Annotated in this window: 14 protein-coding genes; 6 read left to right on the top strand and 8 right to left on the bottom strand. The window is 63.6% G+C overall.

The features are described from left to right. Position 1: 1 nt before the first annotated feature. Positions 2-718, bottom strand: coding sequence for an urease accessory protein UreF (locus ACERK3_03190; GenBank protein MFA9477295.1), 717 nt, complete (start codon positions 716-718; stop codon positions 2-4). Between the two features lie 380 nt (positions 719-1098). Here ACERK3_03190 and ACERK3_03185 point away from each other — a divergent pair, with 380 nt between their 5' ends. The 6 genes from ACERK3_03185 (at position 1099) to neuC (ending at position 7185) form a co-directional block, all read left to right on the top strand. Then, positions 1099-1737: a HupE/UreJ family protein gene (locus tag ACERK3_03185; GenBank protein ID MFA9477294.1), complete on the top strand. Its 639-nt coding sequence runs from the start codon at positions 1099-1101 to the stop codon at positions 1735-1737. Beyond that, positions 1728-2603, top strand: a complete 876-nt coding sequence (locus ACERK3_03180; GenBank protein MFA9477293.1) for an urease accessory protein UreD — start codon at positions 1728-1730, stop codon at positions 2601-2603. Before ACERK3_03185 ends, ACERK3_03180 begins: the two co-directional genes overlap by 10 nt. Before the next feature lie 61 nt (positions 2604-2664). Next, a complete protein-coding gene (locus ACERK3_03175) occupies positions 2665-3438 on the top strand; it encodes an urease subunit beta (protein MFA9477292.1) in 774 nt (257 codons plus the stop codon). A gap of 40 nt (positions 3439-3478) precedes the next feature. Further along, the gene (gene ureC / locus ACERK3_03170; GenBank protein ID MFA9477291.1) at positions 3479-5194 is read left to right on the top strand and encodes an urease subunit alpha; all 1716 of its coding nucleotides are present in this window, start codon (positions 3479-3481) and stop codon (positions 5192-5194) included. A 90-nt stretch (positions 5195-5284) separates the two neighbouring features. Continuing rightward, positions 5285-6004: a cytidylyltransferase domain-containing protein gene (locus ACERK3_03165; protein MFA9477290.1), complete on the top strand. Its 720-nt coding sequence runs from the start codon at positions 5285-5287 to the stop codon at positions 6002-6004. Between the two features lie 29 nt (positions 6005-6033). Continuing rightward, positions 6034-7185 (top strand): UDP-N-acetylglucosamine 2-epimerase, encoded by a 1152-nt coding sequence (gene neuC / locus ACERK3_03160; protein MFA9477289.1) that lies wholly within the window; start codon positions 6034-6036, stop codon positions 7183-7185. A 33-nt stretch (positions 7186-7218) separates the two neighbouring features. Here the strand turns inward: neuC and ACERK3_03155 are convergent, their stop codons facing one another. From ACERK3_03155 to ACERK3_03125, 7 genes are all read right to left on the bottom strand, one after another. Beyond that, the gene (locus tag ACERK3_03155; protein MFA9477288.1) at positions 7219-9048 is read right to left on the bottom strand and encodes a SpoIIE family protein phosphatase; all 1830 of its coding nucleotides are present in this window, start codon (positions 9046-9048) and stop codon (positions 7219-7221) included. 115 nt (positions 9049-9163) lie between these two features. Continuing rightward, positions 9164-10936, bottom strand: coding sequence for a hypothetical protein (locus tag ACERK3_03150; GenBank protein MFA9477287.1), 1773 nt, complete (start codon positions 10934-10936; stop codon positions 9164-9166). An 84-nt stretch (positions 10937-11020) separates the two neighbouring features. Continuing rightward, the gene (gene greA, locus ACERK3_03145; protein MFA9477286.1) at positions 11021-11491 is read right to left on the bottom strand and encodes a transcription elongation factor GreA; all 471 of its coding nucleotides are present in this window, start codon (positions 11489-11491) and stop codon (positions 11021-11023) included. Positions 11492-11666: 175 nt separating this feature from the next. Then, positions 11667-12548 carry a hypothetical protein gene (locus ACERK3_03140; protein ID MFA9477285.1) on the bottom strand — a complete coding sequence of 294 codons (882 nt, stop codon included), beginning with the start codon at positions 12546-12548 and terminating at the stop codon, positions 11667-11669. Positions 12549-12696: 148 nt separating this feature from the next. Further along, entirely contained in the window at positions 12697-13656 is a 960-nt protein-coding gene (locus ACERK3_03135; GenBank protein ID MFA9477284.1) for a cell division protein FtsQ/DivIB, read from the bottom strand. Positions 13657-13773: 117 nt separating this feature from the next. Continuing rightward, positions 13774-14703, bottom strand: coding sequence for a D-alanine--D-alanine ligase (locus tag ACERK3_03130; protein ID MFA9477283.1), 930 nt, complete (start codon positions 14701-14703; stop codon positions 13774-13776). A gap of 118 nt (positions 14704-14821) precedes the next feature. Next, positions 14822-15571, bottom strand: a complete 750-nt coding sequence (locus ACERK3_03125; protein MFA9477282.1) for a hypothetical protein — start codon at positions 15569-15571, stop codon at positions 14822-14824. Positions 15572-15587: the final 16 nt, after the last annotated feature.

Here is a 15587-nt window from a genome sequence, read left to right as displayed (position 1 = left end):
GTCAGCTATGAAATAATCGCGAGTAGAGTCGATCTTGCCGTGCCTGAAGCAGTTCCAGCACGGGCGCAGCGCTTGCCGCTTCCATCGCGTCAACGGGAGCATGCGCAATCGCGGCCGCGGCTGCTTCGCCGAGCGCATGTTGCAATGCCTGGGCTTGCAATGGTCCGACCACGTTCAAACGCACCGCCGCGGAAATCAGATCACGCGTTGCGGTGAAAGTAAATAGTCGAGCCGACGCCTCACCATCAAGCCCCATCGCCGCCGCCACCGCGCCGAACAGCGGCGCGAGATGCCCCGGCAGCCGCTCCTGGCGAACCCGGTCGCGCAAGCGTCCCACCGCCGGCCGACCGTGGGCGAAGGCCCGCTCCGCCGCCAACAGCAGCGCGCGCCCCTGCGATCGGCTGGCGCGGTTGGCAACATGGTTGCTCAACATCGCTTCACACTGACGGTCCACCGTCGGTAACCGCTCCGGCTCGGCATGCACCGCCCGCAGCAACGGCAGGCTCTGCCGAGCAAGCTGCGTCAGACTCACGCGGCAAAACGCTTCCAGCGCCGCCACATCCGGCACTGCCCCCGTCTGCACCGCCGCCTCCAAACCACCGGAGTGAGCAAACCCGCCAGTCGGAAACGCCGAGTCGGCGAGCTGCCACATCAACCACTCGTCGGCAAAGCCGAGCGTTGGCAAAGCAGTCGTCTGCGAAGGGCTGTTCGAATTCACACAGATCACTTTAACGCATCCACTGCCGAAACGAATATGCAAAAAAGATGCCTCCCTACTTCATGCCCGTTGAGCTTCGACAATCGCTCTGCCGTCCAGCTCGGCCTGCACAAAAAACATGCACAAAAGATGGCCTGCATAGCGAATAAGCACATAGATCGCGATGGTCGGCCTTCATGCCTTCCGGCATCGCAGTTGCGTTACACTCAACACGCCTTGGTCCCGAGCCACATCAAGGCGATTGAATCGCAATGACGAGAACGCAAATAAGCTTCAAACTTCGCGCTCCTGCTCGTATGATCTTCATGGCCCCATGGCCAGGCGACTCAACACGTAACGGGCATACCAGCGTCGTCCCGCACGCCACCCAAGGAACAGACATGATCCGTCCATCGCTCATCCTCACACGCCCCCTGCTCCGCATCGCCCTGCTCGCTGTCGGCGCCGCCGCCACGCTCGCCCCCGTCGGCGTCGCGTGGGCTCATCCGCATCACAAACCACACATCCATGGCGAAAACGCTTTCGTCCACGGCCTGCTACACCCGATCACCGGCCTCGACCACGTACTCGCCATGCTCGCCATCGGCCTTTGGGCAAGTCAGATCGGCGGACGACACACCTGGGCCATGCCCGCCGCGTTCGTTGCCCTCATGATCGTCGGCGGCCTCGGCGCAACGCTCGGCCTGCCGCTGGTCGCCGTCGAAGGCGGCATCCTCGCATCCGTGCTCATCCTCGGTCTGCTCGTCGCGGCCGCATGCAAACTCCCGCTCGTCGGCGGTGCGGCCGTCGCCGGCCTGTTCGCCATATTCCACGGCTACGCACACGTCAGCGAAATGACCACCGGCGCGTCACTCGCCGCCTTCGGCATCGGCTTCGCCCTCGCCAGTGCAGCTCTGTGCTTCGCAGGGCTTGGCGTCGGCCAACTGCTCCAGACACGCGGACAGGCCATGCTCGTCCGCGCGTGCGGCGGCGGCATCGCCACGGTCGGCCTCGTACTGGTGGCTACCGCGTGGGTGTAATCGCCGCCAACCCCGCCTCGCCTGCCAGCGTTCGCGATGAAGCCGCTCGCCCTCCCGCCCCAGGCCACGGTGAGTTCATTGTCGAAAACGTACGCGGACAACCCACCATCACACGGCAGCGCGCGTGCACACCGCTCAAACTCATCGCACCACGCAGCGGACGCAACTACGCCAGCGTCTTCGTCGGCAGCTATGGCGGCGGCCTCGTCGGAGGCGATCAGATCGACCTGCAAATGACCCTGCATCCCAACACAACCTGCTTCGCCAGTACACAGGCCTCCACCAAGGTGTACCGCAACACCATCGACCGCCCCGCCCGTCAGCGTTTGCACGCGAGCGTGGCCGACGACGCTCTGCTTATACTCGCGCCCGATCCGCTGACATGCTTCGCCGATGCAAGCTATGAGCAGACCCAGCGTTTTGACCTCGCGCCGCGCGGTAACCTGCTGCTCGTCGACTGGCTGACCAGCGGCCGACACCAGCGCGGCGAACGCTGGGCCTTCACCCGATACCTCAGTCGCAATGATGTCTACGTCGACGGTGAGCATCTCCTCGCCGACGCGCTGCTGCTCGATCCCGCCGACGGCCCGATCGACGCGCCGTTCCGACTCGGCAAACACGAGTGCACCGCGACCGTCGCGCTCATCGGCCCGATGCTCGCCACCATCGCCGAACGATTGCGCGACGCCGTGGACGCCGAGCCGATGCAAAGCGATACGCTGCTCGAAGCCGCGAGCCCCATCAAAAGCGGCGTCGTCTGGCGGCTGCTCGCCACCACGACCGAAGCCGTCCAACGCCGCCTTCGCCAGCGCCTCGCTCCCTTAACCGACCTGCTCAACGACGATCCCTGGCGTCGAAAATGGTAGTCGCCCCCAAAGACAGTGCAGTTTAAACTGCTCTGCATCCCTCCTCTCCCGGAGCCCACCCATGCACCTGAGTCCGCGTGAAATCGAAAAGCTCATGCTCCACAACGCAGGCTTCCTCGCACAAAAACGCCTCGCCCGCGGCGTCCGCCTCAATGCCCCCGAAGCCACCGCGCTCATCGCCACGCAAGTGCTCGAGTTCATCCGCGACGGTAAGTCAGTCGCCGAGCTTATGGACGTCGGTCGACAACTGCTCGGCCGACGTCAGGTCATGCCCGGCATTCCCGAACTCGTCAGCGAAGTGCAGGTCGAAGGCACGTTCCCCGACGGTACGAAACTCGTCACCGTCCACCAGCCCATCGCTCGCGAAGACGGCGACCTCCGCCTCGCTCTCTATGGCAGCTTTCTGCCCACACCCGACCTTGCCGCTTTCGATGTGGATCAAGCTGACGAGTCACTCTCCCCAGATCAGTTCATTCCCGGCAAGGTCACCCCCGGCGATGGCGATATCGTTCTTAACGAGAACCGCAACGCCATCGAGATTGAAGTAACCAACCTCGGCGACCGCCCCGTGCAGGTCGGCAGTCACTACCACTTTGTTGAGACGAACGCCGCACTGAAATTCGACCGCGCCGCCGCCTACGGCAAGCGTCTCGACATCCCCGCCGGCACCGCTGTCCGTTTCGAGCCAGGCGACACAAAAACCGTCACCCTCGTCGACATCGCCGGCCGCCGCATCATCCAGGGCGGCAACAATTTCGCCACCGGACAGGTCAACGACATCAACCGCGGCGCCATGCTCCAACGCCAACAACAACAGCAGCAACAACAGCAGTAGTTGACACCGCCTTCTCGCACTGCCTCACGGAGTCACTTATATGCCACACCGAATGCCACGACACGCCTATGCCGAAATGTTCGGCCCGACCACCGGCGACAAACTCCGCCTTGCCGACACCAGCCTCACCCTCGAAGTCGAGCGCGATCACACCGCCTATGGCGACGAATGCAAGTTCGGCGGCGGCAAAGTGCTTCGCGAAGGCATGGGCCAAGCCGCCGGCGTCGATGATGACAAGGCCCTCGACTGCGTGATCACCAACGCCCTCATCGTCGACTACACCGGCATCTACAAGGCCGACGTCGGCATCAAGCACGGCCGCATCGCCGGCATCGGCAAAGCCGGCAACCCTGACGTCATGCAAGGCGTCGACGAAAATATGATCGTCGGCGTCACCACCGAAGCCATCGCCGGCGAAGGTCTCATCCTCACCGCCGGCGGCTTCGACAGCCACATCCACTACATCTGCCCCCAACAAGCCGACGAAGCCATCGCCTCAGGCGTCACCACCTTCGTCGGTGGCGGCACCGGCCCGGCCACCGGCACCTGCGCCACCACCTGCACCCCCGGCGCAAACCACATCCGCATGATGCTCCAGGCCACCGACGCGCTGCCATTAAACTTCGGCTTCCTCGGCAAGGGCAACACCGCCACCCCTCAGGGCCTGGCCAGCCAACTCGAAGCCGGCGCGATCGGTTTCAAACTTCACGAAGACTGGGGTACCACCCCCGCGGCCATCGACTGCTGCCTCAGCGTCGCGGAAGACCACGACGTCCAGGTCGCCATCCACACCGACACGCTCAACGAGTCCGGCTTCGTCGAAACCTCCATCGCCGCGATGAAGGGCCGTACCATCCACACCTACCACAGCGAGGGCGCAGGCGGCGGCCACGCGCCCGACATCATCCGCGTCTGTGGCGAAGCCAACATTCTCCCAAGCTCGACCAATCCGACTCGGCCCTACACCGTGAACACGATCGACGAGCATCTGGACATGCTCATGGTCTGCCATCACCTTGACAAGAACCTGCCCGAGGACGTCGCGTTCGCGGAAAGTCGTATCCGTGGCGAGACCATCGCTGCGGAGGACATCCTGCATGACCTGGGCGCGATCAGCATCATGGGCAGCGACTCGCAGGCGATGGGGCGAGTCGGCGAACTGATCACGCGCACCTGGCAGACCGCCGACAAGATGCGCCAGCAGCGCGGCCGACTCAGCAGCGAACAAGGTGATAACGACAACGAGCGCATTAAACGCTACGTCGCCAAGTACACGATCAACCCTGCGATCGCCCACGGCATGTCGAAGCACATCGGCTCGATCGAAGTCGGCAAGCTCGCAGACCTCGTGTTATGGAAGCCCGGCTACTTCGGCATCAAGCCGGAGCAGGTCATCAAAGGTGGCGTCATCGCCTGGTCGCAGATGGGCGATCCCAACGCGTCAATCCCCACACCGCAGCCGGTGTTCATGCGGCCGATGTTCGGCAGCTACGGCAAAGCGACCGGCCCCACCTCGATCGCATTCGTCAGCCAGGCATGCGCCGCAAGCAACGCGGCGGCGGGCTATGGGCTGGAAAAACACATCCTGCCGGTGCACGGCTGCCGCACTGCAACCAAGCGTGATATGAAGCTCAACGACGCACTGCCGAAGATCACGGTCGACCCCGAAACCTACGAAGTCACCGCCGACGGCGAACGACTCACCTGCGAGCCCGCCAAGCGACTGCCGCTGGCGCAGCGCTACAGCCTGTTTTGATGATCGCTCGCATTTCGTCGGCGGCGCTCACGCAGGGCTGGTATTCTCTACGGCCAGCAATTGATCCGCCGACCAGACGGAGCGAACACATTGACCACATTGGGCATCATTCTCGCACGCGGCGGCAGCAAAGGCCTCCCCGACAAAAACGGTCTGCTCGTCGCCGATCGGCCGATGCTCGTCTGGACGATCGAGCACGCCATGCGCTCGCGATCGTTGAGACACACCGTGCTCTCGACCGACACGCCGACGTATAAGCAGATCGCCCAAGAGCACGCACTGCACGTCATCGATCGCCCCGAAACGCTGGCGGCCGACGCCGCAACGGTCGACGCCGCAGCCCGACACGCGCTCGAAATCGTCGAGGCCGAACGCGGCGCGCCATATGACAACGTCGTGATCCTCTACGGCAACGTACCCGTCCGCCCCGTCAACCTGACCGACCGCGCGGTGGCGAAACTGCACGAAACCGGCTGCGACTCTGTGCAAAGCATCTGTCCCGTTGACAAAATGCATCCGTACTGGATGAAAAAGCTCGCCGGCAACACGGGCGATCGCCTCGAACAATACCAGGACAACATCGTCTACCGCCGACAGGATCTCCCGCCGGTGTACATGCTCGATGGCGGTGTGATTGCGGTGACACGAGCGAGTCTGTTCAATGTCGTGGAAGGTCAGCCGCACGCTTTCCTCGGCAACGACCGAAGAGCAATCGTCACACAGGCGGGCGAAGTCATCGACGTGGACAGCGAACTGGATCGCAAACTGGCCGAGATCGTGCTTAGGGAAGGCTGGACGCCCACGGCGTGACGCTGTTGACCTCGACGGCTTGAATACACATGAAAAGGCAGCGCACCATTGCAGTCGTCACGGGCACGCGAGCCGAGTTGGGGCTGCTGGCGCCAGTCATGCATGCAATCAAACAACAGGCGAAGCTGCGCCTGCGCGTGGTGGTGGCGGGGCTGCACCTGACCACTGGCACGTGGCGAAGCGTGCAGGCCGACTGGGGGCTGAGCATTGATGCGAAAGTCAGCATGCAGCAGCGCGGCCAGTCGGGACGAGAGGCGGACGTCGCAGCGATCGGGCGAGGTGTGACCGGCTTTGGTCGCACGTTCGCCGAAGTGCAGCCGAGCGTGGTGCTCGTGCTCGGCGATCGTGTCGAAGCATTCGCCGCGGCGACGGCGGCGAGCATCGGCGGGATTCATGTCGCCCACATCCACGGCGGCGATCGCGCGGAAGGCGTCGCAGACGAAGCAATGCGGCACGCCATCTCAAAGCTTGCCCATCTGCATTACCCTGCCACCGCACTCAGCCGACGACGATTGCTGCGCATGGGCGAATCGACAGAACATGTCGTGCGTGTCGGCTCGCCAGCAGTGGATGAACTGCTGCAACAACAACGCAAACTGCGTCGCGACCCCAAACATCTGATCGTCATGCAACACCCGGTGGGCGGTTCGACCGCTGAAGAAAAACGATGGATGAAACAGACGCTCGCCGCGGCGGACGCCTTCGCCCGCGAGCAGTCGGGCAACACCGACGTACTCATCTTCGACCCCAACGCAGACCCCGGCAGCGACGGCATTCAGCAGGCCATCAACGAACGCATCCCCAACCGCACGCCCCGCGGCGGACAGGCGGGCCGTTATCACAACTGGCGATACCTGCCGCGCGGCGGATTCCTCGCCAAGCTGCACCACAGCATCGCCATCGTCGGCAACTCCTCAGCCGGGTTAATCGAGTCGGCTGTGCTGAAAGTCCCCTGCGTCAACATTGGCCCGCGCCAGAGCGGACGCGAACGCACTGGCAATGTGATCGACTGCGACTATGGCAAAGCCAACGTCCTTGCCGCGCTGCGACAAGCAAGCCAACTCGACCTGCGTCGACTGCGGCATCCCTATGGCCAAGGCGACACCGCCCAGCGGATCGCCCACCACCTCGCGAACGTCGACCTCGCCGCCATTTCCTTAAACAAGCGCAACGCGTACTGACACGCTGCTGCATCGTGATCGGTTACTGGCTGTTCAGCCGGACTGCCCGACCTTGATCACCACCAGCGTCGTGTCATCCAGGCTGCGGCGCATACCGGTAAAACGGCGCATGCACCAGAGAATGTGATTGAGCACTTCACCCGCCGACCGATCCGCCGCCTCGCGTAAGGCATCCACAATGCGATCGCGACCGAACCGCTCGTCCTTGAAGTTGAACGCATCAACAAGGCCATCACTGTAAAGCAGCAGCACGTCACCGGCCTGGAGTTCGACCAGCCCCTTGTCATATTCCTGCGCCGGGTCCACACCTGCGAGCATACCGCCGGCACCGAGATACTGGACCTTTCCCCGCCGCAGAAGAAGCGTCGGCTCATGCCCGGCGTTGGAATAGGTCAACCGACGCGTGCGCGGATCGAACACGCCGTACCACAGCGTCGCGAACTCCCGGTCGGTCGTGTCACGGCAAAGCGCGATGTTCACCCGCGCGATCACTTCGTCCAGGTCGTACACGTCCTGCGCATACGCTCGAAGGCTCGCGCGAACGCTGGCCATGAGCAAGCTGGCGGCGACGCCTTTGCCGACCACATCGCCGACCGCGACACCAAGGTGGCCGTCGAGGTCAATAAAATCGTAGAAGTCGCCGCCAAGTTCGAAGCTGGGCACGTATCGCGCAGCGATGTCGAACGGCGGCAGATGCGGCATCGAGCCGGGCAACATCCGCCGTTGCACATCCGCAGCAAGGTGGAGTTGGCGCATCATGCGCTGGTTTTCCATCCGCGCCTGATCGAGCTTCGCATTCTCGATCGCCGTGCCAAGCATCTGCGCCATCGCACGCAGCAGTTGCACTTCGAAGTTGGTGAACTTCCGTTTTTCGTCAGTGAAAAGTTGTACCAGGCCGATCGGCTTACCGTGATGCACCATCGCAGCGCACAGCATTGAGACCAGCCCCTCCCGGCGGGCATCTTCGGGATAGATGATGCGCGGATCGGTGGCCATGTCTTCGACATAAGGCACTTCGCCGTCGATCGCCTGCTGGAATAGCTCGCTTTTGTCGACGCGAATCGGCCCCTTGTTCAGGTACTCATCCGAGAGGTTGTAAACCGCACGTGGGACGAGTTCGTTGGCGCCTTCGTGCTTGCGGATAAGCCGAACGCTCGCCGCCTTCGCCTGCAAAACCTCGGCGATGGAACTTGCGGCGATTTCGAGCACCTGCTGCACGTCGCGCTGCGCCGAGAGCAGTGTGCTGACTTTGTAAAGCGTGGACAACTCATCGATGCGCTGCTGCGCCTGGTATTGCTCGTAGCACAGCCGGGCAACCGCGTTGGCCATGAGGTAGAGAAACTGGATGCTCGCGGCACGGGCAGGCGAGAAACTGTCTTCCGCAGAGTCCACCAGCGCAGCGATCTGATCATCGTCAAGCTTCAGCCGACGGGCGATCGCCTCAAAGCGGGCGCGGGCTTCGGGCACGCCGGTGCTGGCTTCGACGGCGTCAGGCTCAAGACAGATCGCGCCAAGCTCCTGACCGGCCACGACGATCGGCGCGCTGTAGCGGTCACCCTCTTCCTCCGTCGGCGAGAGCAGATGATCAAGCCACTGATCCGAGCGAGCACGCGTCTCGGCATTGGTCGGCAGCGTCAACGGCGTGCCTTCGGGATCACGAATGCTCGTGCTGATGCGCGTGACAGCCGCGAAGCTGTCCTGAATTTCCTGAAGCGTGGTGAGCTCAAGAAAATCAGTCAGCGACAGACGCGGACTCAGCGGTCGGCCGACATCCGGCTGAGCCGGATCATGCCCGGGACGCACGGAAGCGTCCACTTCCGCCGCCGCTTGCGACGACGTAGTCGTTGGTTCACTGGCACTCACGCCGACTGGTTCCCCTTGTGGATGCCGCTATCAAACGGCCGTCTCGAAATCATACCGCCCCGGGCCATCTGACCGCGCCACCGTACAAGCATCGTCAACGATTACGATCACTCGCTTAACGCTCACCGTTCTGCTCAGGCTCGTCGAGCCAGATGTGCCGGAGCACGTGCAGTAGGCCGTCATGCTCATCGCGAGCAGCGACGGCGTCAAGCCCTTCCTGAATCGCGGCCTCGTCACCCTGCTGATAGCCGAGGTAGGCCAACATCAGCGCCGCCTCGAACGGTGCCTGGCGATCATCATCCATCATCCGCCGGAGCTCGCCGGCAATCCAGTCACGCCGATCCGCCGGCGGCAGCAGGTTCGCGTCGTACCGCGCCGCGATCAGTTCCGGATGTTGCTCGAACAACGTGCGAAGGTTCATCGCCGCCGAGCGGATCATGCCCGCACTCAACTGTGCATGCGCCAAACCGACACGCGCCATCGGCGCATCCACATCACGCACCACGATCTCGCGATACGCTGCCTCGGCGTCAAAAAACCGCCCATCACGAAGCAACTCTTCCGCTTCGCGAAGCATCTGGTTTGCCCGACCTTCGCCCCGCCCGGCCAACGTCTCCAATGGCGGCAGGTCATAGTCCAGCCGATCCAGCAGCTCCTCGGCTCGTGTCCGCTGACGATCGAAACGCGGGTCAACCTCCGCGTCGTCCGCACCCCGCTGGGCCTCTTCCTGACGCCTCAAGACCTCGGGCAGCGCAAACGGATCGTCCGCTTCCGCCTCGTCGTCAACATCTTCTTCGCCATCGCGACGGACAGATCGGTCCCGCTGTTCGACATCGGGCTCATGGCCACGGTCACGCTCTGCATCTCGCTCACGCATCGCCGCCAACAGATCAAGGTAAACATCTTCGCCAGGCTCAACGCTGCGCACCGATTGCAACGGGTCGAACATCCGCTGTTCCAACTGATCCATTCGCCGTTCTGCCGCTTCCGAGAACCGCCGATCACGCTCAGGCGCGAGCACTTGCGAACGCAGTTGATTGCCCAGCATCAGCGTTGGGCTGACACGTGATACACCGTTGCGTTCCTCTTCCAACGTTCCCATGCCCGTCGAAAGCTGGTATGCCCGCGAGTCGAGCATGCTCGAACGTCGCAACGAACGGTCAATCTCCCAGTCTTCCTCCCGCATCTGCAACGGGTCGTCCCAGTCCGGCGTCAACTGAATCTCACGCCAAGGGTCATACCCCTCGCGCCCTTCCATACGGCTCAACCCCGGCCGAACGTCCGAACGAACACCCAGCAACGGCGAGGCGCTAACCTCCAGCCAACGCCCCTCATCCCCATCAAGCCTCACACGGTCAAACGCGTCCAACTGCTGTCGGCCGGGCCTGATCCGCAAGTCCACATCGCCACGCAACGCACCCTGCCCATCAATCGACCACGGCGAGGTATGCGCCTCGCCCGTCTGAAGCCGCGGCCGCGCCACGTGCGGGCTCGAATACGGTCGGTACACACTGCCCACGTCCGCCGTGCCGCGCGGCGCGCCGGGTTGAGCTCCCGTACCGAAAGAATCACGCCTGAACTGAAAAAGGTCATCCGCCCCCGTCGCATCGCGAAACTCGCCCGGCGCGCTGTAGCCCACACCGTCGCGAAACGCCCTGCCGCCCCCGACGTTGCCCGTCACCACATCGTTGCGCAAACGGAAATCAAGCTGTTCACGTTGCGGATTCACACCCCCGCCGCCAACCTGCTGGTTGGCGTCCAGCGCCCGGCCGTCGTCGCCGGCTCGCTGCTGCGCTTCAGCCGAATCAACCGCACCGCTCAGCAGCACGCCCGCGGCAAACCCCGCGCTCAGCACACTCTTCCACGTTCTGTTGATCAAGCTGGTCATCACATTCTCTCCCACAGGCGGTTGCTCTCGTCTACCACTATTCTAGCGGGCAAATCGCCTGCGAACGATGCAGAGCATGCACAGTTAAACGATTTCAACAATTTCGTAACGCTTCGTGCCCCGCGGCAGGTCCACCTTGATCGTCTCCCCCACCCTTGCCTTGAGCAGCGCTTCGCCCATCGGGCTGGAGACCGTTACCTCGATCTCGTCGCTGTCCAGGTCGAACGTGCCTGTCGACTCGCCCACCAGCTTGTAAAGCTCCTCCTCGCCGTCGTCCGAGTCACGCAGTTTCACGACCGCGCCGAGGAAGACCATGTCTTCGGGCACTTCGATATCGTCAGCAACCTGCGCGTTCTTGAGCTTCTCGCTGAGCCGACGAATCTCCGCCTCGTTCATCCCCTGCTCGTCGCGGGCGGCGTGATACTCGGCGTTTTCCTTCAAGTCGCCCAATGCGCGAGCCTCGGCGATACGGGTCGTAATCTCCGGCCGACGAGCCTCAAGCTGCTTGAGCTTCTCTTCCAGCTTTTGTTTTTCATCACGGGTAATAAACTGCACGTCGAATCTCCGTCTGGTCGGGTTGATCAAATCCTGTCTGGTTCCATGGCTTGGCAAACAGCCCGTTCGCCAAGCAGCAACGTGAAATCGTATCACAAAGCCGCGAGCCGATGGGGCCAGCCATACACCACGGTTCGCAACCGATTCGCTCAGCCACGAGAGGCCATGGTCTTATTTATGATCGGTTCGTTCGGCCCGTCGACCTGAGCGGCGAGGCCTCCGGCCCATCATCCGCCGACTCGGGCATCCACTTCGCCGCCAACGACAGCAGCAGCCACCCCGCCCCCGCCGCCGACGCCATCCCCACCGCATACCACCGCGCCAACTCCACCGCAGCCCCTCGCCCGCTCGGCTCGGTCAACGCCCACAACGTCGGCAGCGGACTCACACCCCACGCCCCATTCCACGACGTGTTCACCAGCGTCAGCAACGCCACCAGCACCGGTTCACCCGCCAGTAGCACCAGGCAAACCAACATCGCCACACCGCGCCCCGGCCCGCGTGCAAACACGCTACCCCAGCCGATCAGCGCCGCCGCCGCCGCCGACCACGCCACCACCGCCGCATTCACCCACAACGCCTGCCCCAGACTCCACTGCGCCACAAACGACAACGGCCACACCACCGCCTGGAACACCAGCACCAGGCACAACCACTCCACCGCCAGATCCATCAACTGCCACTGCCGACGCAACCGCAACGCCACGCCCCCCGGCCGTGTCCCCAATCGGCCCGGCGGCATGCGACGTTGCCCCAACCGTATCGCAGGCCACGCCGCCAGCAATCCGATCATCGACGCCAGCAGCATCCACCGCTCCAGCCGCATCGGCGGCTCCTGCCAACGCACCACCGTCCACGAACCCAACAGCCACATACACCACATCAGCACCATCAACTGAATGCCCGGGCTGCCCGACGGGTCCTCAAACGCTTCGCTTGGCTTCGGCTCGCCGCCATCCCCGGCTGACGAAACCGCACCAGGCGTTGCCGCGCCCGTCGGCGTCGGCGCAGCCGGCTCAGCGTTCGGCCCGTGAAATTCTGGTGTTGGATCACCCATGGGCAAAGTATGCAATCATGACCGCCCCATCCGTACCCGAACCGCCCGCAACTGAGCAAAGCGTATCCGTGTGGCCGCCGCGTCCGGGGTATCCCCCCAACGTCCGCGCAGCCGCCGAGCAACACGCCCGACACTTCAGTCTAACTGCTTATCTACCCAAAGTGTACGCCGACATCGGCTCGCCGCCGCTCGGCACAGGCTGAGAAACCTGAATCGTGGTCGTCGCGCCGTAAACATCAACGACCTTTCCACCCGCATCAATGGCACCGCGCCGCTCATCCACCTCGCGCAGCCGGAGCACTTTCTCCGCCGCCCGCGTTTCAATGCCCGGCTCTTCGCCTGGCGGCAGGCCCCAGCGAACCACGCCTCCGCCGGTCGTCCACAGGCTCAGCCTTAGCCGACCTCGCGGATCGCGTCCGCTCACGTCATACGCCCGGATCTGGTCGGCGAACGCCTCATGCTCCAACATCGACACCAGCGCCAACCCGGCCTGCACGTCACGCCCAGGCCAGACCTCCCCCACCGGCCCCGGCCCCGACGCCACGCCCACAATCAACGGCAGGTCCACGTCCGTCCGCTGCGTCATGTACAACGCCGGCAGGCGGATACCTTCGCCGTCCACCACGTGATACACCCCGCCGTCCTCGATCATCGCCATCGGCTGGCGATACTCCGCCTCCACCAGCACGCGACCGCCGCTCAGCCGACGCAACTGCCGCAACTCCCGCACCCATGCGTCGCGCTCCAGCAGCCGGGCCGCCACGCGAAGCGACTCGCCATCCAGCGGATCGCCCGTCACATGCTCCGCGACAAACTCCTGCAACTGCTCCACCGCCAGCATCGGGATACGGCCGGTGTCACCCAGCAACACATCCTCCGCCGCAACCGCCTGCCCGTGCTCCTCCTTGACATACTCGCGCAGCCAAGTTTCCGACCACCGCCAGCCGACCACCAGCGTCACCAGCACCGCGAAGCCCACCAGCACCTTCGCGGCGAAGATCGTCCGCTGCGGGTCCCAGCTCGGCCCGACGCCTTTGGCAGACTTGCTCTTGCCGCGCGTGCTCGCTCGGCCCTTCTTCTTTGATGTACCGCCAAGAAACCAGCCCATGCTCACTCCCGTGTATTCCTTCTCCACGAAACACTTTCGGCGGCTTCAACAATGCCACCGAGTTTCAAGCTATCCCCTAATCGGCCAGCCACCGCCCAAAACGCCAATGAACGACGATCACCCCTGCCCCAGCCGCGCCAGCCGATCCACCAGCGCCGGCATCGCCAGCCCCGCCTTCGCCGCCGCCATCGGCAGCAGCGAATGGCTCGTGAAGCCGGGGATGGTGTTCACCTCCAGAATCCAGGGCCGACCCTGCTCATCCACCAGAAAATCCACCCGCCCCATATGCCTCACCCCCAGCACCTCGTACGCCTGCAACGCCAACCGCTGAATCTCCGCCATCACCTCGCCCGGCAACGCCACATCAAACCGGTATTGCGTCGCATCACTCTCATACTTCGCCTGGAAATCGTAAAACGCGCCAGCGGGCACGATCTGGATCGCTGGCAGCCCCTCGACGCCCTCGCCCTCCGCTGCGTCGATCACCCCCACCGTCACTTCCATGCCCTTCACATATTGCTCCACCACCACCCGCTCATACTCGCCGAGCAGTCGGCCGACCGCCGCCGTCGCCTCGTCCGCGGTCTGACAGATCGCCATTCCGAAGCTTGACCCTTCGTCCACCGCCTTCACCACGCACGGCGCCTCCACGCCTTGCAATGTCGTCAACGCCCCCCGCTCCACCACCGCCCCCGTCGGCGTGGGCAGCCCCTGCTCCACCAGCACCTGCTTCGTCGCCCCCTTGTCCATGCAGAGCGCGGCCGCCTCCGCTCGACAACCGACGTAAGGCAACGCACGCTCATCCAGCACGCGCTGCAGCCCGCCACCTTCGCCCCACCTTCCGTGCAGCACAGGGAAGATTACATCGCCATCCCATTGCACAAACGCGTCCAACGCCGACAGATCGCCGGGCCCGACATCGCTTTGCCGTACCTCATGCCCCGCCTCACCCAGCGCCGCCGCGACGGCAGCCCCCGACACCAGGCTCACCTCCCGCTCCCGGTCGGGTCCGCCCGCGAGGACCAACACCTTCAACCGTTCACCCATCACAACCTCCATGTCTCACCCAAGGCAGTGCACCTTAAGGTGCACTGCCCTCACGCGCACAACAACAGCCCACTCTCTATCGACGTTCCCCCATGCATTGCTACGATTTCCGGAAGGGTCACGCCGACCCGGACGTGATATGCCGCGCGATCGGCGTCAGCAGATGCGGCACCAGCCGCTCGGTCGCCAGCGTTTCCACATGCTCCGACAACTTGTCAAACGCCGTCTGCAGATCCACCAGGTCGTCGATCGGGCCATACTTGCGAACCGTCACGAACAGGCTGATCGGCTCGCCGCGATAGGGCTTGCTCGATCCCCGCCGACTCTTCGGCCGAGTCTTCACCTCGAAGTACGCCTGAATGTCCCCCCGATCGCTCAGCGACAGCCCGAAGATCGGCTGCACGTCCAGCATCTTCACACCCGGGGCCTTGAGCGCCTCCGCCATCGGCGTGTTCTCGTACAACGCTTCGTAAATCACCTGATCGTGATTGCCATCACACTCCAGATCGAAGCCGTACAGCAACTCAAGGTAATCCACGTCCAGCGGGCTGATAGTCAGAAAATGCGGCGCAAGCTCAAGAATTTCGCGGTGAAAGCGATACGCCTGCTCCATCGAATCCGGGTTGACATGGCCCGTGCGCAAGCTCGTGCGACGCAACGCCATCCACCGATACTGCGGGTCGCGACGAGACGATTCAAGGGCAAACTCGCCGTCGTAACGACGAAACCGATTCATGCTCGGCGAGCTCTTGCGCACCCGGTCGAAGAAGTGCAGGACTGTCTCCCGCTCGGCGGGCAGGTCCATCTTCAACGCCAGTTTCTGGTTCACATAGAAGTCGGTGCAAAGCGCGCCGAAACTCGTTGCCATGTTCGTTCCTTCCCGT

This window comes from Phycisphaerales bacterium AB-hyl4 (assembly GCA_041821185.1).
GTDB lineage: Bacteria > Planctomycetota > Phycisphaerae > Phycisphaerales > Phycisphaeraceae > Natronomicrosphaera > Natronomicrosphaera hydrolytica.
The sequence above is the reverse complement of the archived record's forward strand: the minus strand, read 5'-3'. Positions and strand labels throughout refer to the sequence as shown.

Bases quoted from the DNA above. Each gene is read 5' to 3' on its own strand.
- ACERK3_03185 (MFA9477294.1), top strand. From the start codon at position 1,099: ATGATCCGTCCATCGCTCATCCTCACACGCCCCCTGCTCCGCATCGCC.
- ACERK3_03175 (MFA9477292.1), top strand. From the start codon at position 2,665: ATGCACCTGAGTCCGCGTGAAATCGAAAAGCTCATGCTCCACAACGCA.
- ureC (MFA9477291.1), top strand. From the start codon at position 3,479: ATGCCACACCGAATGCCACGACACGCCTATGCCGAAATGTTCGGCCCG.
- neuC (MFA9477289.1), top strand. From the start codon at position 6,034: ATGAAAAGGCAGCGCACCATTGCAGTCGTCACGGGCACGCGAGCCGAG.
- ACERK3_03150 (MFA9477287.1), bottom strand. From the start codon at position 10,936: ATGACCAGCTTGATCAACAGAACGTGGAAGAGTGTGCTGAGCGCGGGG.
- ACERK3_03140 (MFA9477285.1), bottom strand. From the start codon at position 12,548: ATGGGTGATCCAACACCAGAATTTCACGGGCCGAACGCTGAGCCGGCT.
- ACERK3_03135 (MFA9477284.1), bottom strand. From the start codon at position 13,656: ATGGGCTGGTTTCTTGGCGGTACATCAAAGAAGAAGGGCCGAGCGAGC.
- ACERK3_03130 (MFA9477283.1), bottom strand. From the start codon at position 14,703: ATGGGTGAACGGTTGAAGGTGTTGGTCCTCGCGGGCGGACCCGACCGG.
- ACERK3_03125 (MFA9477282.1), bottom strand. From the start codon at position 15,571: ATGGCAACGAGTTTCGGCGCGCTTTGCACCGACTTCTATGTGAACCAG.